Source organism: Moraxella oculi (assembly GCF_023336735.1).
GTDB classification, from domain to species: Bacteria; Pseudomonadota; Gammaproteobacteria; order Pseudomonadales; family Moraxellaceae; genus Moraxella; species Moraxella oculi.
In genome coordinates, this window is sequence record NZ_JAMBAQ010000006.1 from 65,634 (window position 1) to 89,186 (window position 23,553).

Genomic DNA, 23,553 nt, shown 5'->3' on the forward strand with positions numbered 1-23,553 from the left:
GGTGCATCTCATAGAACACACTAAGACAAACACCAAACATGTTATTATAACGCATTTTTTAGATAAATTCGGCACAATCTGGAACTTTTTATCAAAAATCACCATCACACCTAAAAAAACCAACACCAAACACTTTAAAATTTAAAAAATTATAGTATGATGGCGGATAATTTTTTTATAAATTCTGTTATGAATGCGTCATTCACGACCAATCTTGGAATACTCTTAGTTGAAAAAAAGCTATTGAGTCAAAAACAGCTGGATGAAATCTTGGCAAATATGGCTCACATGCAGGTCAGCTTGGCAAAATATTTGGTTGCTCACGACCACCTGCCTTCAACCACCATCGCCCAAACATTGGCAGAAGCACTGGGTGAAAAACTGGTAGATCTGGACAAAATCAACCTCAACGACCTACCAAAACTGATTGACCCCCTCGCGCTAGCTCGCCATGAAGTGCTGATTTTGGCACAAAAGGAAGGGCAAGTATTCATCGCAACTAGCGACCCTACCCGCAGACAGATGCTTGGTGAGATCGCTTTTGCCACAGGATTACATGCCACCCCTGTACTGGTTGATGAAGCCAAGCTTGCTGGCATAATGCAACGGCTCAACCTTCATATGCCACACGCCTTTGATGATGATGGCGATGATGAGACAATCGCCTTTGAAACATCAGATGACATGCTTGATGCACCGACGGTTAAATTTGTCCACACAATCTTATCCGACGCCATCAATATGGGTGTTTCGGACATTCACTTTGAGCCATTTGGACAGTACCATCGGGTGCGATTTCGCATTGATGGCCTCATGCAGACCATCGCCACACCCCCTAAGACTTCTGGCAACAAAATCAATACTCGATTAAAGGTCATGGCAAGACTAGATATTGCAGAAAGAAGAAAACCACAAGATGGTCGCATCAAATTTTTACAACATCAAAACAGCAAAAAATCCGTAGACTTTCGTGTCAGCACCACCCCCACCATTCATGGTGAAAAAATCGTCTTGCGATTACTTGATGTCAATCAAGCACTCATCAGTGTTGATGCCTTAGGCATGAATACCACACAGCAACAGACTTTTTTAAATGCACTTAACAAATCGCAAGGCATGATTCTCATCACAGGTCCGACAGGTTCTGGCAAAACGATATCACTCTATACAGGACTTAGCATACTCAATCGCCCCGATATTAACATTCAAACAGTAGAAGACCCTGTTGAGATTGAGCTTGATGGCATCAATCAAGTCAACATTCATCCCAAGATTGGTCTAGATTTTGCTGATGTGCTGCGTGCTTTTTTACGCCAAGATCCAGATGTGATCATGGTGGGGGAAATCAGAGACGCCGAGACTGCTCAAATCGCCATTAAGGCCGCCCAAACAGGTCATTTGGTGCTGTCTACCTTACATACCAATTCCGCCATCGACACACTCATTCGTCTAAAAAACATGGGAATGGCAACTTTTAACATCACAAGCTCGATCAGCCTCATCATCGCCCAGCGTTTGGCTCGAAGACTGTGTGAAAAATGCAAAAAGCCGATGCAAGTCCCACCCCAAAGCCTAAGTGAACTTGGCTTTACGCATGAAGAAATCGCCCAAGCAACCTTGTTTGAACCAGTCGGCTGTCATGCTTGCCAAGATGGTTACAAAGGACGAATAGGTATTTATGAACTGCTTCCCATCACGCCAGCATTTGCCAAACTTGTGATGGCAGATTCACCAACGCATGAATTGCTTAATCACGCCAAATCGCACGGCTTTCATACATTGCGAGACTCAGCGAAAAACCAAGTCATTCAAGGGGTCATCAGCATTCAAGAGATGGAGCGTTTGACACATGCCTAAAACACCTCCAAATACAATGAATCCAAAAACCTTTCTTTATAAAGGCATCAATCTGCGTGGCAAAAAAGTGGTTGGGGAGATTGACGCAGGCAGTATCCAAATCGTGCGCATCAAACTGCACAAACAAGGCATCAATCCCATCAGCATTCGTCAGAAACGCACCACCTTAACATGGATAAACACTCTGAAGTCTATTGATATCACCGTCTTTTTTCGCCAGCTTGCTACCATGCTATTATCAGGGTTGCCACTGACCCAAGCACTTACCATCACAGAGCATAACAGCAAAAGCACCGCCCTAAAAACCATCATCTCAACCATCAAAACCGACATTGAATCAGGATCAACCTTTACCAACGCCATCAAAAAACACAGCGTGTTTAGTCGGCTATCCATCGCACTCATTGATGCTGGTGAACGCTCAGGCTCACTAGACATCATGCTTGATCGCATCGCTTCTTATCAAGAAGAGTTAGAAATTTTAAAAAATAAGCTGAAAAAAGCCACTTTATACCCCATGACCGTACTTGCAGTTGCCATCATCGTAACAACCATACTCCTTGTCAAGGTTGTGCCAATCTTTGCTAAGACTTTTGCCGATCTAGGCAGCACTCTGCCATTGCCAACCCGTGTGATCATGGTACTGTCTGATGCTTTAGTGGCACATTTTTGGGCAATTTTTTTAACCCTCATCGGAGTGATGATGGGCATTGCATACCTACATTCCACAACCGATAAAATCAAACAACTGGTTGATAAGACCGTCTTAAAATTACCTTTCATCAACCAATTAGTCAAAAAAAGCATGTTGGTTCGTTTTAGTCGAACACTTGCCACAACCGCAGGAGCAGGGGTTGAGCTGCTGACCGCCATAGAACTTTCTGCACAGGCAACCAACCACCGTGCATTCATCAAAGAACTACAAAGCGTGGGCAACAAAGTGCGTGATGGCCAAAAACTCAGTCAGGCCATGTCGCACAGTCATTTATTTTTACCAATGATGGTACAAATGATTGCTGTGGGTGAAGAGTCTGGACAGATGGTTGAAATGCTCAATAAAATTGCCGATTATTATGGCAACGAAATCAATGAGCAGATTGATGGCATCACCAATCTCATCGAGCCTGCCATCATCGTAATATTGGGCGTGGTGATTGGCGGCGTGGTCTTAGCCATGTACCTACCAATTTTTGAGATTGGAATGAATGCACCATGACTGTTTTACAAAACATTGATTATTCATTGACAGAACTTTTCGTTTCAAGCCATGCTAACATCTTGGTGGTCATTGTCCTCATCGGACTCATCATCGGCAGTTTCATCAATGTGGTTGCTCACCGCACACCAATCATCATGATGCAAGAATGGCGACAAGAAATCAATGAGTTCATCGCCCAAGATGACAGCATCAATGTTGAAAGAATTACCGAACACTCTCAAGCTGAACGCAAACTAAGCTTGTCATACCCAAGTTCACACTGCACGGCCTGCCATCACTCACTGGCTTGGTGGCAAAACATTCCCATACTAAGTTTTTTCATACTATCAGGGCGGTGTGCATACTGCCATGCTAAAATATCGCCATCGTATCTCATTGTTGAACTCATCACCGCCTTACTTTCTTTGTTGGTAGTATGGTGCATCGGCATGAACTTGCAGGCAATTTTTGCACTGGTTTTAGTATGGTATTTACTGACCTTATCTCTGATTGACATCAAAGTGCAGCTATTGCCAGACCGTTTGCTGGTACCTGTTGGCATCATCGGTCTTATTGCTAATATTTATGGGTCATTCACCACACTCACTCTTGCTGTTTGGGGGCTTGTAATTGGTTTTGTGTCGTTTTGGTTCATCAACACTTTTTTTAAACTCATGACCAAAAAAGACGGACTTGGTCTAGGAGATGCCAAATTACTCAGTGTATTGGGTGCTTGGCTTGGGGTGCATGTCCTACCAATGGTTGTATTTATTGCTGCTTTATTAGGCGTGATTATTGGGAGTATTTTGGGAAAGAAAAACCAAGCATTTGCTTTTGGACCATATCTGTCGATCGGCGGCATCATCGCTTTACTTTGGGGTGAGCAACTATGGGCTTGGTATGCCATTGGCTTTTAATGACATGAAATCATTCATCAGAGAATAAAATATGACGCTGACAGTTGGTTTGACAGGTGGTATTGGTAGTGGCAAAAGCGTGGTGAGCGATTGGTTTGCCAAACAAGGCATTGATGTGATTGATGCCGATGTGATCGCACATGCCATCACCACCAAAGGTAGCGTTGTGCTAGATGAGTTGGTACATGCTTTCGGCGATTGGGTCATATCAGATGGCAACTACAATCGCCCTGCGATGAGACAACACATCTTGCACAACCCCTCTGCCATTGACACACTCAATGCCATTACCCATCCACATATTCAAGCACAAATTAAAGATGCCCTACACCAAAGCACCTCTCCCTATCGCATACTGTCTGTCCCCTTATTGGTTGAAGGCATGAGTCGCTCACCAAACCTTGCTCAACTTTGCGATAGGATTTTGGTGGTTGATCTTTCACAAGAAAAGCAAATCCAGCGAACTTTGGCACGAGATGCCGCCAAGTCAGCTTCCAAAGAAGATGCTGCCAGTTATGTCAAAACCATCATAAAAAAACAAGCGTCCCGCCAAGCACGACTTGCTGTTTGTGATGATGTCGTGAACAATGGCGGTACGCTTGATGAGTTATATGCCCAGCTTCAACAGCTGCATCAGACTTATCTGGATATTGCTGATCAGGTTGAATTTAACCCCAAATCTTATTTATAGTACGCATTTTGTGTCTGACTGTGATCAGTCTCATCGACCACTTGCATCAGCTCTGGGACGGCCTGTTTTAACTGCACCTCTACACCTTGACGCAAAGTAACATCAACAGCGGAACAACCTTGACATCCACCTCCAAATTTAAGGACTGCGGTCAACCCCGCCTCATCTTCAATCAAATCCACCAGCTCTACCATACCGCCATGACCAGCAAGATTTGGGTTGATTTCTGATTGTAAAACATAATTGATGCGTTCTTCGACGCTGGCATTTTCACCCACTTGTGGCACTTTTGAATTTGGTGCACGGAAGGTGAGCTGACCACCAAAACGGTCTTTATTATAGTCAATCACTGCATCGTGCAGATATGGGATGCTGATCGTATCAATATGAGCAGTAAACGCCTCATAAGGGATTTGCAAATCACTCTCATCCACCTCATCAGGCTGACAATAACTCATGCAACACTCTGCGCGTGGTGTGCCAGGATATTCCACAAAAATACGCACACCAATGCCCTCAATTTCTTGCTTGGCAAGCAGATCAGCCAAATAAGCTTGGGCAGACGGGGTGATGATGATGTTACTGGTCAATGAAGTAGAGTCAGCTGTACTGGTCATATCAATTCTCTTTACTGGGCACAATGATGATTTTTTAACAATCTTATTAAAATCAGTCGGTTTATTTGTTTTTATATGGTAACATAGCATGCTTTTATCAAGATTTTTTGATAAAAATTTTTATGACAACCCTCATTTGTTCTCTTTATTATTCTTATCATGGACACTCATATGGCTTATGAATTTGATTATTTGGTATTCATTGGGCGTTTCCAGCCTTTTCATCACGGACACGAATTTGTCGTCAAAGAGGCATTAAAGCTTGCCAAGCAAGTCATCATGGTCATTGGCTCGGCAAATGCCGCACGCACACTGAAAAATCCTTTTACCTTTGATGAGCGTGCCAACATGATTTTGCACACATTCCAAAAAGATGGGCAAGCATCTCGCATCTTCTGCACCCCCATTGATGACACCCTATATAATGATCATCAATGGATTGCAAATGTCAGACATGCGGTCCACTCCAAGGTCACAAAGCCTGCCCATATTGGCATCATCGGTCATACCAAGGATGATAGCTCTTATTATCTGTCTTTATTTCCAGATTGGGGTGCGATTGAATTGCCAAATTTTGAAGGCATTTCCGCCACACCACTTAGAAAAAAGTATTTTGAACAAGGCGACATTGATGAACAACTGCCCATCGCCTCACAAAATTTTTTAAGCAATTTTCAACACACCCAGCACTACCAACACCTACACAATCACCATAAGGAAATCCAAGCAGTCAAGGAGGCTTGGAGAAACGCACCTCACTTACCCATCTTTAATACCACCGATGCACTCGTTGTGCAATCAGGTCATGTATTGCTGACGACTCGTGATGTTGGAGGAAATGAGCTATGGGCCTTACCAGGAGGCCTACTGACCCAAGATGAAAGATTATTATCCTGTGCTTTGCGTAAGTTACAAGAACAAACAGGACTGGTTATTGATAACCAAAATCCAAAGTGTCATCAGGTTTTTGATGCACCCGACCGCTTACCACAAAGTCGTATCATCAGCCATGTGTTTCAATTTGAGCTAACGGCAGACAAATTGCCAAAAGTGTTTAATTTAAATGATGATGCCACCCCATTTTGGTTGCCCTTAAACGAGATTAATGGTGCCAATATGTATGGCGATCATCATAGCATCATCGTAAAAATGCTTGGTTTGTGAGTTTAATGACCCAAAACACCAAGCAAACCCCACTAAAAATCATCCAGCATGTGATACTTTCATATTAAAGCGACAGAAAAAAAACACTCTGTCACCACATGCTTTGATGACTAAGACATCGCATAAAAACCAGTCACCCAACATCAATCAAGGTTTCAGGATATTGAGCATTCGTTGATTTTGGCAAGGCAAACAAGTAACCAACGGTCAGCGGTCCGAGGCGACCTGCAAGCATCAGCAACATCAATATCATCTCGCCAGCATTGCTTAGTTGAGTGGTAATCCCCCGAGACAACCCTACCGTACTGATTGCCGAAACGACCTCAAACACAACATCAATAAAGTTAAGATGATTTTCAATCAACAACAATAAAAAAATGCCCACAACAATCATCATCATGGTCAAAACCGTTACTGCTATTGACTTTCTGACCAAATACATTGGTATGGTGCGGTGAAATACCGTAACAGATGCTCTTTGACGCATAAAATGATACGCCGTCAATAACAAAACCACCATCGTACCAATCTTAATACCACCTGCAGTAGAAAAAGCACCACCGCCGATAAACATCAAAATGATGGTCAAAAAGGTTGAACTGTCACGAAATGATTGCAAATCCAAACTGTTAAATCCAGCGGTGCGAGGCGAGACGGCAGCAAACCAAGCATTCGCGATTTGCTCGTTTAATGACATCGGGGCTAGTGTTGCAGGATTATTGCGTTCAATCAACCAAAGAATGATGAATGCCAAAGCATTCAGCCCCAAAGAGCATCCAATAATCAGTTTAGTATTTACCTTTAATTGTCTTGCAACTGGACGATGAAAAAAATCGGTCACCACCAAAAAACCCAGCCCGCCAATGATGATTAACACGCTAATGATATACAAAACCAAAGGCTGATGATGATAGGGCATCAGACTCTCAGAAGTCAGTGCAAACCCTGCGTTATTAAATGCAGACACTGCATAAAAAATTCCATAAAACGCCGCTTGTTTAAACCCTAAGTCAGCCCACCAAACCAACGTCAGACACAAAGCCCCCAAAGACTGCACCAATGTCGCAAGTTTGATGATTGCCAAAGCAATGTCTTGAACCTCTCCAAATTTTACCTCGCCCATTGCCTGACTGGCGATAAGCTGCCCACCGATACCCATAGAACGCTGTAAAAATCTAAATACCAAGACAGCAAAGGTCATAAAACCCAAACCGCCAGCCTCCATCAAAAACAACAAAACCACCTGTCCTGCTGTGGTAAATTGACCCATATCTATCACCGCCAGCCCTGTTACAGTCACCGCTGAGGTGGTGGTAAAAAGCAGCTTTAACCCAGTGATGGGCTGATGGGTAAATCCTGGAAGTGTTAATATCACAGCCCCAAGAAAGATCAAACTGACAAATCCGTACAGCATGACCAGTGGCGGGTTTTTTAAAAATCGTATTGATGATAGATTATTCACTTTAAGCCTATTTTTTTCATAAGATCGCTTAAGCTCGTACCAGTTGAGCACACAACGATGCGATCTCCAACCACTAGATGTTCATTGTCCGACGGTATGGTGAGTTGCCCATGGCGATACAATGCTAAAATATCAACGGTATCATGACTACTAGCCCATTCATGTAGCGCCATGCTTGTATTGGTAGAAATATCTAACACCGTAACTAAATGCTCATCCGATAGGCGAATCATATCCTTAACCAAAGGAAAATTCATTTTTTGAGCCACTCTTTTTCCCATGCTGGTTTCAGGATGCACAATATGACGCACGCCCATGTCTGATAAAATTGCATGATGAGCGGTTGTATTTGCTTTTGCCCAAATATTACCAACCCCCAAAGACTTTAACATAGACACACACAGCAAGCTTGCTTCTAAAGAGTCGCCAATGCTGACAAGCACGCCCTTGCACTGCAATACATTGATTTCACTAAGCAATTCACGATTGGTTCCATCTGCGATTACCACATGAGATAAATCGTCCTTAACCTCATCGACCATTTTAGGATTGATGTCCACACCAATCACATGATTACCTAACTGTTGCAACTGCAATGCTGCGGCACGCCCAAACGCACCCAAGCCAATTACCGTAAAAATATTTGCCATAATCACTTCCCAAATAAAAAATCTAGCAAAAGTTTAAGCCATCACAACCGTTTTTTGGCATAAAATCCACCTAAAACACCAACTCAACTCGCCCAAACGCACCCAAGTGATGATCTCGCCGTAAAGATTTGTCATTATAATAACTGACATCAGCTTGCAAAAATAACCACTCACGCCACACAGGCTGCCGATAACTCACATAAGGACCATAGGCATTCAAATCCGCTTTTTTATTTTCAATACTGCCGCCAAAGTACATGCCGTAGTTTAACTCTCGCACACCGTGCCTGCCCTGCCAATGATGTTGCTGGTAGATGCTATCGCTCCAATGCACATCCTCAGTGTGCTTGTGAGTGTAGGCAACATGGGTGCGATTGATGAGTGTGCGTGTGGGTGATTGGGGGTGAATGAATTGTAAAGTTGAGGCTGCTGAATGTTCACTTCGAGAACCGTAACGGTACATTTGATCAAAGCGCACTTTGATGTCAGGACGAACTTGCCACTCTTTTTCGGCACGCAGACGCACAAAAACATCATCAGAATGCACGCCCAAATCAATGTCGGTATCCACCCCAGTGTCTTTTTGTAGTTTTGACCACCTCAAACCAAAAGATGAGTTTTTATCTCGCTTCTGCTTCATGTCATGGTCATCAGCAAGAAAGATATGACCATCGTGATTAATGACGCCATGACCCTCAGATTCCAACTCTTCATCACCAAACACCACACTCAGTCGATTTTCAAGTGTTGGCAATCTTAATTTTCCACGCACACGAAATTTTACGCTCGCATTCTCATATTCGCTCCAGTGAACATCCGTCATCGCACGCAACGAGGCACGCGCAGGGTTATCTGGGTCAGTTTTACCAAACCATCTGTCCATATGATGGGCCATTTGATTAAGTTGGCGTTTGGTGTGATGACGATGTATGTCTACCCAATTTTGCGTCTCATCATCAGTCATCATCAAATCCCTTAATGTTTGTGCCTCCCCGTTTGCCATCGCCTGAACATTCATGCTCAGCACTCCAACGATCAAACCAACTGGCAACATATTTACCAAAGCCATATCTCACACTCTACACAACCCAAATGATGTCATCAATTGTAGCATAATTTCTTTGACTGTCCGCCAATAAATTAACCATCCGCCTTAGCATCAACCATCACGACTGACCTCAAAAACATGAAACACCTACCAAAAAAATCCCGCCAAAAGGCGGGACTGAAGGCATGCACATTCATGAAAATGACGACTTACATGAATGGTAGCTTGGTGAATGTTTGTAGCACAATCACATTGACAATATCTACAAAGAACGCACCCACCATCGGCACAATCAAAAACGCTTTATGCGATGGTAAATAACGATCGGTAATTGCTTGCATGTTAGCAATCGCTGTCGGTGTTGCTCCCAGACCAAAACCACAATGACCTGCTGCTAATACGGCAGCATCGTAATCACGACCCATGAATCTAAAAGTTACAAAAATCGCATATAAGATCATGACGATGGTCTGAATGATCAAAATCACCAAAATAGGCAGACCAAGACCTGCCAACTCCCACAGTTTTAATGACAATAACGCCATTGCCAAGAACAATGACAATGCTGCATTACCAAAAACATCGATAGCACGATCAAACATTTCAAAGTTAAAGATGATGGTCAATACATTGCGAATCATCACACCACCGAACAATGCCCACACAAAGGTCGGCAATTCAAGCCAAGTACCTTTAACAAGACCTGTCATGATGTCTGCAAATGCTAAACAGGCCGCAAATAATGCCAATGTCTCAATCGCAGCAGTTGCCGTAATCAAGCGGGTACTATCCGCCTTTTCAAAAATTTCTTCTGAAGCGTAGTCTTTGCTACTGACAGCGTTTGGTGTGCCATCAAGCGATTTGGCTGCTGATGGTGCGGCTGTCTGTTTAAGATCTTTTGCTTTTAGTCCCATTTTATTGATAAGTCGTTGAGCCACAGGACCACCGATCACACCACCTGCAACCAAGCCATAAGTCGCACAAGCGATGCCCAAAGTTGTGGCCGCCGCCACACCATAAGTTTGTTCTAGCGTCGCCCCCCAGGCACCTGCTGTACCATGACCCCCTGTCAAAGAAATAGAGCCTGCCACCAAGCCCAGCATCGGATCAAGCCCCATTGCCATCGCTGAACCGACACCGACTGCGTTTTGAATAATGATAAATATCGACACCAATACAGACAGCGTGAGCAATGGCAAACCGCCTGCTCTTAGACGACTAAAATCTGCTGACAAACCGATTGAGGCGAAGAACATCAACATAAAAGCGGTTTGCAATTGTTTTTGAAAAGTAAAAGTATAGCCAAAAAAGGCATACAACGAATACACAATGGCAGCCGCAACCAAACCACCCGCCACAGGCTCAGGGATGTTAAAATCTGATAAAAACTTAATTTTTTTGACCAAAACTTTGCCCAATAGCAATACTAAAGTCGCCAAAATCAGCGTATAATAGCCATTTAATACAATTTCCATAATCACTCCAAGAAATGGCGTAAAGATGCACTCAATGCACCCTCGCCTCAGTCCAATAATAAAGCATCATCATGAACCGCCCTTTTAACAAATTAACAAAAGGGCAACAAAACGGTTAATTATACAAAACCCATTCTCTAAAAATCAACCAAATTTTTAAATCCAGCCATTCAACCTGCCCTATCAACAAAAAAAACGAACATGATGACATGTTCGTTTTTTTAAAGCTCAACAAATTAACGCAAGAAAGCACGAGCATTACGGAACAGACGCATCCAAGCACCGTCATTATTCCACTCATCAGGCTTCCATGAGTGATTGACTGCACGCAATGTACGCTCCGGATGCGGCATCATCAAAGTAACTCGACCATCATTACTACAAATGCCCGTGATGCCGCCAACAGAGCCGTTTGGGTTGAGTGGATAATGCTCTGTTGGATTGCCCTGACTATCAACATAACGCAGGACAATCTGACCGCTATTTTCAAGCTCAGTGCGAGATTTATCATTCAAATCAGCAAAACCCTCGCCATGTGCCACAGCAATTGGTAAAATACTGTCCTGCATGCCTTTTAGCAAGACAGACTTGGTGCGTTCAACACGAACATTGACGGTACGCGCTTCAAAACGAGCCGATTTATTGGCGATGAATCTCGGAAAATGCTCGGCACCAACCATCAAATCTTTCAACTGACTCATCATCTGACAGCCATTACACACCCCTAACGCAAAAGTCTCTGGACGATGGAAAAATTTGGCAAACTGATCACGGAGTTTGTCATGGAATAGCACCGAATTTGCCCAGCCAGAACCTGCTCCCAGCACATCACCATAACTAAAGCCACCACAAGCCACCAAGCCTTCAAACTCGCGCAAATTGATGCGACCGCTCATCAAATCACTCATATGCACATCAATAGCATCAAAACCTGCACGCACAAAGCCTGCCGCCATTTCCAAATGACCATTCACGCCCTGCTCACGCAAAATCGCAACTCTTGGCAAGCTGGTGCGACTGTTGATATAAGGAGCTTCTACTGCCAAATCCAAATCAAAATTCGCCTCAGCAATCAGACCGTGATGATTGATGTCATCAATTAAGGCAAACTCTTGATCGGCACACGCTGGATTATCTCTTAATGAAGCGATGGCATGACTGACCTTCGTCCACTCTTTTTGCAACTCACTGCGATCAAAGCTGAATGCCTGACTTGGTGTCTTAATGGTCAATTTGTCAAGAGCTGCACCGCCTGCTGGTGTTTGCTTAATCATGCCAATTAGGCTAAGCTGGTCTGTTACCTGATGTTTTTGTGCTAAGTCAATGAAAGCATCAACATCATCTGGCAGAACTTGTACTACCGCACCCAACTCTTCGGCAAATAACTGACCCATCAAGTTGTCATCTTTGAGACCAAGCTCAATCGCCAATCGATTGGTGAATTGCATTTCAGCAACCGTAGCAATCAACCCACCATCACTGATGTCATGATAGGCACGAATCAAACCCAGTGAAGCCGCTTCTTGAATGAAAGCAAAAAAGTTCACCAAATCATCTGGATCATCCAAATCTGGTGCTTCATTACCCAGCTGGCTTAGTGTCTGAGCAAATATCGACCCCCCTAGACGCAATTTACCCTTAGATAAATCCAAACGATACAAGCCAGAATCTTCATTTACCAGTGCTGGCGTTATGGTTTTAGCAACATCTTGTACTGGAGCGAATGCTGTGATGATCAAACTCATTGGTGAGCTGACAGATTTGTCCACGCCGTCATCAGTCCAGCCTGCCTTCATGGATAGGCTGTCTTTACCAACAGGAATCGCAATGCCTAAAGCAGGGCAAAGCTCTTCACCTACGGCATGAACCGCATCAAATAATGCCGCATCTTCTTGATCATCTCCACAGGCTGCCATCCAGTTTGCTGACATCGTGATGTCGCTGATCTTAGCAATACAAGCAGAAGCAATGTTGGTTACCGCCTCGCCTACCGCCAGTCTTGCCGATGCTTGCGGACTGATGAGTGCTACTGGGGTGCGTTCACCCATGGCCATCGCCTCACCTGTACTGGCGGTCAAGCTTGAACTGGTGATGGCACAATCTGCTACCGGTACTTGATAGCGACCAACATACTGGTCTTGGGTAACCATGCCTGTGATTGAACGGTCTCCGATGCTTATTAAGAAAGATTTACTGGCCACAGTCGGATGTCTTAACACATCTTTAATACTTTGGGCAAGATCCACACCTGCGATATCTAGCGGACGCAACTGATTAGCTGTACGAACAAACCTACGCTTCATTTTTGGGGTACCACCCAGCAGTACCTGCATTGGCATGTCCACAGGCTGCTCTGGCAACAGACTGTCATCAACCTTTAATTCACGCACTTCGGTCGCTACCCCCAACACCGCATAAGGGCAACGCTCTCTGGCACAAATCTCATCAAACAACTGCTCACTTTGTGGCGCAATCGCCAAGACATACCGTTCTTGCGCTTCGTTTGACCAAATTGCCATCGGGCTCATGCCCAACTCTAAAGATGGTACTTTACGCAAATTAAGATGCGCACCCAATTCATGATCATCAACCAATTCAGGCATTGCATTCGACAGCCCACCAGCACCGACATCATGAATGGAAATGATTGGATTGTTATCGTTGTCATCTTGTGCCATCGCCCAGCAAGCATCAATCACCTCCTGGCAACGACGCTCCATCTCAGCATTATCTCGCTGTACAGATGCAAAATCCAAACCTTCATCAAGCTCGCCACTATCCACCGAACTTGCTGCACCGCCACCTAGACCGATTTGCATTGCAGGACCACCCAGCACGATGAGCAAATCGCCTGCCTTGATGGCATTTTTTTGTACCAAGTTGCGTTTGATGTTGCCATAGCCCCCTGCAATCATGATTGGCTTATGATAGCCACGCATTTGACTGCCGTCTTGATCTGCCGACAGATCCATCTGAAAAGTACGGAAATATCCGTTTAAGTTTGGGCGACCAAATTCATTAGCAAAAGCCGCACCCCCCAATGGACCTTCAGTCATGATGTCAAGCGCACTTGCCATGCGTGCAGGCTTACCATAATTAGCGGCAGAAACCTTGCCTGAATGCTCCCATTTTTCTGGCATGTTAGGCAAGTGCAAATGCGACACGCTAAACCCTGTCAGACCTGCCTTTGGCTTACCACCACGCCCCGTCGCTCCCTCATCACGAATCTCTCCACCAGCTCCTGTCGCCGCTCCTGCAAATGGGGCAATCGCCGTTGGGTGGTTGTGTGTCTCCACTTTCATTAAGATGTCGATTTGTTCATCACGAAAGCCATATTGAGCCTCACCATCATCATTTTTGGTTGGATAGAAACGCTCAGCAACAAACCCCTCCATCACTGCCGCATTGTCTTTATAAGCAGATAAGATACCCTCGGAATGCTTTTCATGCGTGTTACGAATCATTTTGAACAGTGATTTTGGCTGTACTTTACCATCAATCGTCCACTCAGCATTAAAAATCTTATGGCGACAATGTTCAGAATTGGCTTGAGCAAACATCATCAGTTCAACATCAGTTGGGTTGCGACCTAATTTTTGGAAATTCTCCACTAAATAGTCAATGTCTTCATGCGACAAAGCAAAACCATGCTCAACATTCGCCTCAACCAAAGCATCTCGACCACGATTCAACACATCCACCGTCGTCAAATGTGCAGGCTCGCCATCAACAAATAATGCCGACACCTCCGACAAGTCATACACAAGACTTTGGGTCATGCAGTCGTGTAAGATTTTTTCAGCGGTCGCTGGCAATCTGGCGGGCAAGTCCTTACCCATCAGAGTAAATACGATGACCCGCTCCACACGACGAATGTCCACACCGCAGTTTTTAAAAATATCTGTTGCTTTTGATGACCAAGGACTGATCGTTCCAAATCGTGGGGCGACGATGACTTGTACTTGATTGTCTTGAGCAACTCTTAAATTGACACGCTCGCCTTGATTGAGTAAATTGAGTGCTTTTTGATAATCCTGATCTAAGATGGCATCATCAAATACATAGACCTGCTGACTGTCCAGCGTCTCAATTTTTAGCCCAGCTTTTTGTTCTAACTGTGCTGCCAATTTCTTAGCCTGAAAATCGGTTAAAAAACGATGACCTGCGATGGTGCTAATCATGAATGATACCTTTATGACAATAAAAAATACTGTTTATTATAACAGATATCCGCTTTATTTATGGCATAATCTGTACAGTTTTTTAGAAAATCTCAAACACCCAAGTACCCATTGCCACCAAGACATCTTGTGTTCTCAAGTACTTAAGACGACTTGGCAAGATAGATGGACAGATCCATCTCATCAAGTGCGTCAAGTGCATCAATGAGTGCGCGGTAGCTTGGACGCATGGTAATAAAATGACTGGCATTCACTGCCGACACATCAGCCAAGCATTGTTTTTCAAAATCTTCTGCTGCTTGACGCAATCTGGGCACACCCGTGTAGCGAGAAGCCCCCACCATGCGGTGTGCCAAATCTGCCAAGGCTTTTCGGTCTCTGTCTGCCCACAGTCGTTCAAGTGCTTGCTTGTCAGATTCGGCACTTTGAATGAGTGTGATCAAAAGCTTTTCTGCCAAATCCACCTTATTTGCAGCACGATTCAAGGCGTCTTGCCAATCAATATCAAGCAAAACAACCTGCTCACCTGCTGCCTGTTCGCCATCAAATGCCTGATGATGACTTGATAACGATTCTAGGCTTGTGTCCAACTCTGTCAAGCGTGCCGAATTTTTCGCCCCATCAGCGTGCAGCCACCGCTCTAAAGTTTGCACCAGCTGCATATGCCCTATTGGCTTGCCGACATAGTCGTTCAAACCCGCACCCACCAGATGCTCTTTTTCGTCAGACAATCCATGGGCGGTCAAAGCGATGATCGGTATGGATTTTGACGCATGTGCTTGCTCAATTTTACGAATCTGAATACTTGCTTCAAGTCCTGACATTCTAGGCATCTGAATGTCCATGAATATTAAGTCAATCGGCGTGCTTTCCTTTGCTACCATCTTGGTCATGATTTCAATCGCATCAAAGCCACTGCCTGCTGTTACAACCTCAACACCTAACTCGCCAAGCAATGCCTCAAGCACCAGTAAATTTGGCAAATGGTCATCAACCGCCAGTACTCTTACGCCCTCAAAACGCTTTTTTTGGGTGGGTTTTGGCAGTGCTTGGTTGGATAGTAGGTCGTATAACTGACGCTTATCCATGGGTTCGTATAAGGCATTGGCTCGATATCGCTCCAATAACGATGCGTCCATACCTACTTGATAGCCATATGCCATCAATCGCCCTTGATAACGCAGACGAATTTGTCGTAAGATGGCACCAATGTCATCTTGGGCGGCATCCTGCCCAAAGTTATCCACCATCACCCAGTCAAATTCATGCTCACCATCAAGCTGCTCTAATAAATCAGCCAAACCAATCGCCTCAGTGATACGCGCCCTCACACCCATCAAAGATGCTTTTAATACCTGCAAAGCAGGAGCATGGTTAATCCAAACCAAAATATTAGCATCAATACTAGGAGGCGTTATGGCAATCTGCTCAATAGGGGCATCTGCCAACTCAATCGGCATGTCGAACCAAAAAGTCGCCCCAGTAGGTGCAATGTTTTTACTGTTATTATCGAAAAATCCTATCTCACCGCCCATCATGTTGGTGAGCTGCTTAGAAATGACCAAACCCAAACCTGTGCCACCGTATCGGCGTGTTACCGACAAATCACCTTGACTAAAACTCTTAAAGAGCTGATGCTTGTCGCTATCGCTAATCCCCTTACCCGTATCCTCAACCACGATGTGCAGACAGTCATCTTTCGTCTCTGACAAGCTAACACGCACAACAACGCTACCCACATCAGTGAACTTAATGGCATTGCCGACCAAGTTGGTCAAAATTTGTTTAACTCGCAAGCTATCGCCAACCACCTTGGTTGGTACATCATTATACAACAGCACAGCCAAACGCAGATGCTTTTCAAAAGCCGCTGGCGAAAGCATGTCCACGACATCGTAAATCGTGGCATACAAATCAAATTCATGGCGATCTAACACCAGTTTTCCTGCTTCAATCTTTGAAAAATCCAACACATCATTAACCAATGCCAAAAGGTGTGCAGATGATTTTTTGATGGTTTGGACATACAGGTTTTGTTCACCTGTCAAACCTTGTTTGCGTGCCAGCAGATTGATAAAACCATCAATGCTGTTAAGCGGTGTGCGTAATTCATGGCTAATATTTGCCAAAAATGCCGTCTTGGCTTGACTTGCTGAAATCGCAGCGTCTCGTGCATTACGAATGGAGATGTTTTGCATTTCCATCTCATCAAAGGCTTGTTGCAAATCTCGCTCGGTTTCCTCGGCATGGTTATGAAGCTCAGTAAAGCTGTTTTCCAGTCGTTTCAATGCCTGTAAAAAATCCCGTTGTAGCAAAGAGAACTCACCATCAGCACGCACCACCACAGGGCTGGATAAACTGGCAGCGTCCAAACGCTGTAAATACATACGCATTTCATAGATGGGTGCAATCCAGCGTTTTGAATAGCTATTTAAAATAAGAAGTAGTAATAAAATGGTCAACAGTCCTGTGATTGATAATGCTAGCAATACATGATAGTAAGTAATGATCAAAGGCTCATCATCCATCTCAACCAAAAGCCATAAGCGATCACCCTTAAAAGTGATGGGCTTGCCATATGTCGTACCGAACCTTGTTTTTAGACGCAAAAGATGATCGGCATTCATATCAAAGTTTGCCCAAGGTACTCCCATCTGCACGCCAGCTTCTTGGAGTATTCTACCTTGACTGTCCATCATGGCGATACGCTGTACTCGTTGCTTGCGTCGCTGCTGAAAGTTTTCCAAAAAGCCGCTTAACGCACCAGTACTTTGACGACTTTGACCATCATCTGCCAGCACCTTAGTGGCAATCATGGCATCAAATGCCAACACATCACGAGTCGCTGTCAGTTGATTCAGGCCAGACTCTACCGCACTTTCATAGCGTAGCAGTGCCGCTTGCGCCAACACATCTTGTTCAGAAAGGACTGCGCGACGCACTTCACTAAACACCAAATACCCACCAACCATTGCCAGCACCACAATCGGTAAAAAAACCAGCAAAATCAGCTGTCCGTACGCACTTTTAATACCAAAACGCAGTTTTTTCATCTCCATTCACTTTGCAACAAACTCAAAGTAGTTTAGCATGTTTTGCAACAATTTTTAAAAAAAGAATGTGCTATAATTGAACGCAGTTCACCTTAATATTTTGGAACAGTCATGACAGATTTCATCACAAGCACCACGCTTGCCGATTGTGTCGGCAAAACACCTTTGGTCAAATTAAACCGCCTGGGAAGAGACACAACAGCAACCTTATTTGCCAAGCTCGAAGGCAACAACCCTGCTGGCTCTGTCAAGGATCGCCCTGCTTTTAATATGATTGACCAAGCAGAAAAAAAGGGACGAATCAAAGCAGGTGATACGCTGATAGAAGCAACCAGTGGCAATACTGGCATTGCCTTGGCGATGGTCGCTGCCATGAAAGGTTATAAAATGACGCTACTGATGCCAAAAAATTCCACCCAAGAACGCAAAGACGCAATGACTGCTTATGGTGCAACCTTGATAGAAGTAGAGCAAGGCATGGAAGAGGCACGAGACTTGGCATTGAAAATGCAAGCAGATGGATTGGGCATCGTACTTGACCAGTTTAATAATAATGATAACAAAGAGGCTCACTATCTCACCACAGGGCCTGAAATCTGGCAACAAACAGAGGGGAAAATCACGCATTTTGTCAGCAGCATGGGAACCACTGGCACCATCATGGGCGTGAGTAAATTTTTAAAAGAAAAAAATCCCAACATTCAAGTCATCGGTCTGCAACCAGACGAGCATTCAAGCATTGCTGGCATTCGTCGATGGCCTAAAGAATATTTGCCAGGAATTTTTGATGCGTCTTTGGTTGACACCACCATGGACATCAACCAAAAAGATGCAGAAATCTACATGAGAAAACTCGCCAAAGAAGAAGGGATTTTTTGTGGCGTCTCATCAGGTGGTGCTGCGTGGGCAGCTCATCAAATCGCCAAACATAACCCCAATGCCGTCATCGCTTTCATCGTCTGCGATCGTGGTGATCGCTACTTGTCCACAGGGCTGTTTGGCATCAGTGATGAATAAAATCCATCCGTGATGAGTAAAAGGAGGCATCATGACTTTCACACCCACCTTAGTATTTGACATTGAAACCGTTCCTGATATTACCACTGGTAGGCGGCTGTATCCAGAATTAAAAACACTGTCTGATGAGGACGCCCTAACAGCACTCATTGCCATGCGTCATGCTGAGGCTGGCAATGACTTCATGCGTCTGCCACTGCATCAAATCGTCTGCTTGTCATTTTTGTGGGTGGAGAATGGAAAGTTCACCTTAAGATCCCTGTCCATCAATGAGCAGAGTGAAGCAGATATTTTATCCATTTTCTTTCGTGCTTTTACCAGAAAACCCACTGTGGTCAGCTGGAATGGCTTAGGCTTTGACATTCCTGTATTACAATATCGTGCATTGCATCATAAAATCAGTGCACCTGCGTTATTTGACCCAGCTCATAAGCCTGATTATCTGTATCGCTACGGCAATGCACACATTGATTTGATGGATAAGATGTCATTGTACAATGGCTATCATAAACAAAATCTTGATACCATCGCTGCGTTATGTGGATTTGCTGGCAAAGGTGATATTGATGGTTCGCAAGTCGTCCCCATGGTGCAATCAAATCAGTGGGGGCAGCTGACCACTTATTGTGAATCTGATGTTTTAAACACATGGCTGGTATATTTAAGATGGTTGTTGCTGACTGGCAAGACAAGCATTGAAGAGTGCGATGCACTTAGCAAGCAGACGCAAGATTTTGTAAGCAACTTGATCAATAAAGACGGTCGCTTGCGTCATGCGCGTTTCTTGGAAGCATGGCAGGGATAAACAAGTGTTTTGGTTCATGACAGAGGTCAATCGCCCTAAGCTGGCGTGTTTATCATGACATCTCCACACTTAAACACCCAATGCCCAACTTTGCCATAATATCCGCCAGCACAACATAAATTTGCCAGTTCACTCAAAAGACCCCAATACACACCATGCAACGCAACTATCGTAAATCTCGCCAGCATGCAAAAAGCACGATGCAAGCACCATCATCCGCCACTTTTCACATCACAGCATTGACTCATGATGGGCGTGGCATTGCCACCTATGGGAAAGAGCATGCCCAAAGTGATCAGTACGGCAAAAAAGCCTTCATTGATTTTGCCCTACCCAATGAAACCGTCAAGGCAACCATTAACAAATCAAAAAAATCTTTTGATGAAGGTTGGGCCACACACATCATCACGGCAAGTAAAGACAGGCAATCGCCCGTCTGCCAGCATTTTGGGGTTTGTGGAGGTTGTAGTTTACAGCATCTAGACACACACCAACAAATCCTTCATAAACAGTCAATACTTGCCAACCACTTACGCCACCATGCAGGTGCAGAACCCAGTCACTGGCTACCGCCCGTACTGGGGGATTGTACAGGCTATCGAACCAAAGCTCGGCTTGGCGTACGCCATCTAAAAAATGGCACTCTCATCATGGGATTTCGAGAGCGAGCAAGCAACTTTTTAACAAACATCGACGACTGTCCGATTTTAGACTGTCGGATCAATCAGCATTTACAAGAGTTAAAAGACACGCTCATTACCTTAGATGGCAAAGACAGCATCACCCACCTAGAATTTGCCACAGGCGATGCCTCATCAAAGGTTGCAATGGTTGTTCGTCATATCAAACCGCTTGGTAAACAGGATTTGGGCATCTTGACAGAGTTTTGTCAGCAGATTGATTGGCAGCTGTACTTACAACCAAAAGGTGCGGATAGCACCCATCGTATTGATGGTGCCGACTTGCCACGCAGTCAGACCACGCCACCCACAGGCGGGCTGTTTTATGAATTGCCAGATTTTAATGTGATGTTAGAATGCTCGCCACTTGATTTCACTCAAATCAACCTGTCCATCAATCGCCAAATGATTGCGTTGGCATGTCAGTTACTCGATCTACAGCAAGGCGAGTGTGTGTTAGATTTGTTCTGTGGGCTTGGAAATTTTAGCTTACCAATGGCAAGATGCGTCGGCGATTCAGGTCGGATCGTGGGTGTTGAAGGCAGCCAGCAGATGGTTGAGCGTGCCACCATGAATGCCGTCGCCAATGGCATTCATCACGCAACTTTCTATACTCACGACTTGACGCAAGATTTTTCAAACAAGCCTTGGGTAGGTCATGTCGATGCTCTGCTCATTGACCCACCACGCGCAGGAGCGATTGATGTCGTGCGATATTTGGGTAAATTTAATGCCAAGCGTCTTGTATATATTTCCTGCGATCCTGCCACACTTGCCAGAGACAGTGCCGTCATCATCGCACAGGGCTATCGCCTGACACACGCTGGAGTCATGGATATGTTTTGCCACACCAGTCATGTAGAAAGCATCGCACGCTTTGAAAAAATTTAAGGCTCCAAGCCCTACCATCAGAGTCAGACCGATCAACAATCACTCATCATCACTGGTACAAACAACGCTTGAAAAGCTGACATTTTTGGCGGTGTGGTACACAACAGACTCAATCAAATCTCTTTTTTGTTTGTTTTTGGGTAAAAAATACCTGTTCCACCGTCTTGGGTTTTTTAGGGCGAAATTTACCCCGACTAAAAGACTCTTTGGCATGCTTATGTTCACTCACACGCTCACGACCCACTTTGCCATGCCGACCTTGACGCTTAAATTGTTGTGATTCACACCTATCGGTACGGCTGAACGCTTCTTGTGCGATTACATCTCGATGAGCATGACGGTATTGACCACCCTCATCATCAAAGCGATACTCATGACGATCAAAAGTACGCTTATTGCGGTCGAAATGCCGTTCCCCATGATAAGTCTTCTTCCCAAATTTCGCCCTTTTTAAATCTTGATGTCGATCATAAGAACGCTCAGCAGCATGCTCTTTTCGTCGGTCGGTGTCATGCTCTCCACGCTGCTTATCATGTTTCATCAAACCGAATTCACGATACCCACCACGACGACGCTCATAAGAACCACGACCTTTTTTCTTGCGGCACACCTCCTGCTCAAATGGTGGACGCTTAGGCTCAAGCCCTTCTATCACAGCCTCATTCATGGTGCGTTTTAGGTAGCGGTTAATGTTTCGTAATTGACCCCGATCATCAAAACTACAAAGATTCATCGCCACGCCTGTGCGTCCAGCACGACCACAGCGTCCGATACGATGCACATAATCTTCGACTTGGCGAGGCAAATCATAATTAACAACATGGCTGATGGCAGAAATGTCAATACCACGAGCTGCCACATCAGTGGCAATCAAAAAGTCGCATTTGCCAGATTTGACATCATTGATGATGCGATTGCGTTTGCCTTGTGGCAAATCACCGTGCAAATAGCGAGCTTTTAGACCTGCTTGGGTTAAGGTTTCGGTCAGCTGCTCCGTGCTGCGTTTGGTGGCGGTGAATATCACGGCCTGATTGATTGCATCATCACTGAGCAATTCAAGCAAAATTCTATTTTTATGGTGAAAATCATCACAAAAATACACACTTTCCTCAATATGCGCCGACTCTACCTTAATAGAAATTTTCTGTGGATTATTAGTGAAACTCTCAGCAATCTTACCCACCGCACCATCCCAGGTAGCAGAGGACATCACAGTTTGACGAGTCTGTGGTGCCTGTTGTAAGATGGTTTTGATATCCTCAGCAAACCCCATGTCCAACATGCGATCAGCTTCATCAAGAACCAGCACATCAAGCTTAGACAAGTCTGCACGCCCTTCATTCATGTGGTCAATCAGGCGACCAGGCGTGGCTATGACGATTTGCACGCCCTTTCTAAGTGCACGAATCTGCCCACCATAGGGAGCACCACCCACCAAAGGAATGCTATACAGGCCTCGAAGATTGCCACCATATCGACGCACACTGTCATGCACCTGCTGAGCCAGTTCACGCGTTGGGGTCAGAATTAATGCATGAATGTGCTTATCCAAACGGCCAAGGCGACTTAGCTTATCTAAAATCGGCAAGACAAATGCTGCTGTCTTACCAGAACCTGTTTGGGCTGAAAGTAACAAATCACGACCGCTTAAAGCATGCGGAATGGCGCCCGCCTGAATGGGTGTTGGCGTGGTGTAGCCACTTTTTTTCAGAGCTTTTAAGATGGGTGTGTTTAGTTGCAACTCATCAAAAGACGCAGTAGCCAAGCTTATCTGGCTGGCTGTATCATCAGGATGGGGAGTGTTGGTTGACGCGTGTTGAGAGGTCATCATATGCCCTTATTAATTT

General features: G+C 44.7%; 16 protein-coding genes. 8 read left to right on the plus strand and 8 right to left on the minus strand.

What is annotated here, in order from left to right; translation table 11 throughout:
• Positions 1 to 189 precede the first annotated feature (189 nt).
• The 4 genes from pilB to coaE are packed head-to-tail and all read left to right on the plus strand — an operon-like array spanning position 190 to position 4,663.
• A complete protein-coding gene (pilB, locus tag M2R47_RS04360) occupies positions 190 to 1,857 on the plus strand; it encodes a type IV-A pilus assembly ATPase PilB (RefSeq protein WP_249099489.1) in 1,668 nt (555 codons plus the stop codon).
• Entirely contained in the window at positions 1,850 to 3,073 is a 1,224-nt protein-coding gene (locus M2R47_RS04365; protein ID WP_249099493.1) for a type II secretion system F family protein, read from the plus strand. Before pilB ends, M2R47_RS04365 begins: the two co-directional genes overlap by 8 nt.
• Positions 3,070 to 3,972: a prepilin peptidase gene (locus M2R47_RS04370; protein ID WP_249099495.1), complete on the plus strand. Its 903-nt coding sequence runs from the start codon at positions 3,070 to 3,072 to the stop codon at positions 3,970 to 3,972. The genes M2R47_RS04365 and M2R47_RS04370 overlap by 4 nt, the downstream gene beginning before the upstream one ends.
• Positions 3,973 to 4,003: 31 nt before the next feature.
• Entirely contained in the window at positions 4,004 to 4,663 is a 660-nt protein-coding gene (gene coaE / locus M2R47_RS04375; protein ID WP_249099498.1) for a dephospho-CoA kinase, read from the plus strand.
• Here the strand turns inward: coaE and nfuA are convergent.
• Positions 4,654 to 5,280: a Fe-S biogenesis protein NfuA gene (nfuA, locus tag M2R47_RS04380; RefSeq protein WP_249099500.1), complete on the minus strand. Its 627-nt coding sequence runs from the start codon at positions 5,278 to 5,280 to the stop codon at positions 4,654 to 4,656. The two genes, coaE and nfuA, sit on opposite strands and share 10 nt — an antisense overlap.
• 171 nt (positions 5,281 to 5,451) lie before the next feature.
• On the opposite strand from nfuA, the gene M2R47_RS04385 reads away from it, so the two are divergent.
• Entirely contained in the window at positions 5,452 to 6,444 is a 993-nt protein-coding gene (locus M2R47_RS04385) for a bifunctional nicotinamide-nucleotide adenylyltransferase/Nudix hydroxylase (protein ID WP_249099502.1), read from the plus strand.
• A gap of 133 nt (positions 6,445 to 6,577) precedes the next feature.
• On the opposite strand, the gene M2R47_RS04390 is transcribed toward M2R47_RS04385, so the two are convergent.
• The 6 genes from M2R47_RS04390 to M2R47_RS04415 all read right to left on the minus strand — a co-directional run bounded on the left by M2R47_RS04390 (position 6,578) and on the right by M2R47_RS04415 (position 18,313).
• Positions 6,578 to 7,906, minus strand: coding sequence for a TrkH family potassium uptake protein (locus tag M2R47_RS04390; RefSeq protein ID WP_249099505.1), 1,329 nt, complete (start codon positions 7,904 to 7,906; stop codon positions 6,578 to 6,580).
• Positions 7,903 to 8,556 carry a potassium channel family protein gene (locus tag M2R47_RS04395; protein WP_249099508.1) on the minus strand — a complete coding sequence of 218 codons (654 nt, stop codon included), beginning with the start codon at positions 8,554 to 8,556 and terminating at the stop codon, positions 7,903 to 7,905. Before M2R47_RS04395 ends, M2R47_RS04390 begins: the two co-directional genes overlap by 4 nt.
• 70 nt (positions 8,557 to 8,626) lie before the next feature.
• Entirely contained in the window at positions 8,627 to 9,625 is a 999-nt protein-coding gene (locus M2R47_RS04400) for a hypothetical protein (protein WP_249099511.1), read from the minus strand.
• A 188-nt stretch (positions 9,626 to 9,813) separates the two neighbouring features.
• Positions 9,814 to 11,079 (minus strand): sodium/glutamate symporter, encoded by a 1,266-nt coding sequence (gene gltS, locus M2R47_RS04405; protein ID WP_249099512.1) that lies wholly within the window; start codon positions 11,077 to 11,079, stop codon positions 9,814 to 9,816.
• Between the two features lie 236 nt (positions 11,080 to 11,315).
• On the minus strand, positions 11,316 to 15,260 hold the full coding sequence (purL, locus tag M2R47_RS04410; RefSeq protein WP_249099515.1) for a phosphoribosylformylglycinamidine synthase: 3,945 nt from the start codon (positions 15,258 to 15,260) through the stop codon (positions 11,316 to 11,318).
• A 143-nt stretch (positions 15,261 to 15,403) separates the two neighbouring features.
• On the minus strand, positions 15,404 to 18,313 hold the full coding sequence (locus tag M2R47_RS04415; protein WP_249099518.1) for a hybrid sensor histidine kinase/response regulator: 2,910 nt from the start codon (positions 18,311 to 18,313) through the stop codon (positions 15,404 to 15,406).
• A gap of 111 nt (positions 18,314 to 18,424) precedes the next feature.
• Between M2R47_RS04415 and cysM the strand changes: the two genes are divergently transcribed.
• The 3 genes from cysM (at position 18,425) to rlmD (ending at position 21,706) form a co-directional block, all read left to right on the plus strand.
• The gene (gene cysM / locus M2R47_RS04420) at positions 18,425 to 19,330 is read left to right on the plus strand and encodes a cysteine synthase CysM (RefSeq protein WP_249099520.1); all 906 of its coding nucleotides are present in this window, start codon (positions 18,425 to 18,427) and stop codon (positions 19,328 to 19,330) included.
• Between the two features lie 31 nt (positions 19,331 to 19,361).
• A complete protein-coding gene (locus tag M2R47_RS04425) occupies positions 19,362 to 20,135 on the plus strand; it encodes a 3'-5' exonuclease (protein WP_249099523.1) in 774 nt (257 codons plus the stop codon).
• A 155-nt stretch (positions 20,136 to 20,290) separates the two neighbouring features.
• Entirely contained in the window at positions 20,291 to 21,706 is a 1,416-nt protein-coding gene (gene rlmD, locus M2R47_RS04430) for a 23S rRNA (uracil(1939)-C(5))-methyltransferase RlmD (RefSeq protein WP_249099526.1), read from the plus strand.
• A 109-nt stretch (positions 21,707 to 21,815) separates the two neighbouring features.
• Here the strand turns inward: rlmD and M2R47_RS04435 are convergent, their stop codons facing one another.
• Positions 21,816 to 23,537: a DEAD/DEAH box helicase gene (locus M2R47_RS04435; RefSeq protein ID WP_249099529.1), complete on the minus strand. Its 1,722-nt coding sequence runs from the start codon at positions 23,535 to 23,537 to the stop codon at positions 21,816 to 21,818.
• Positions 23,538 to 23,553 lie beyond the last annotated feature (16 nt).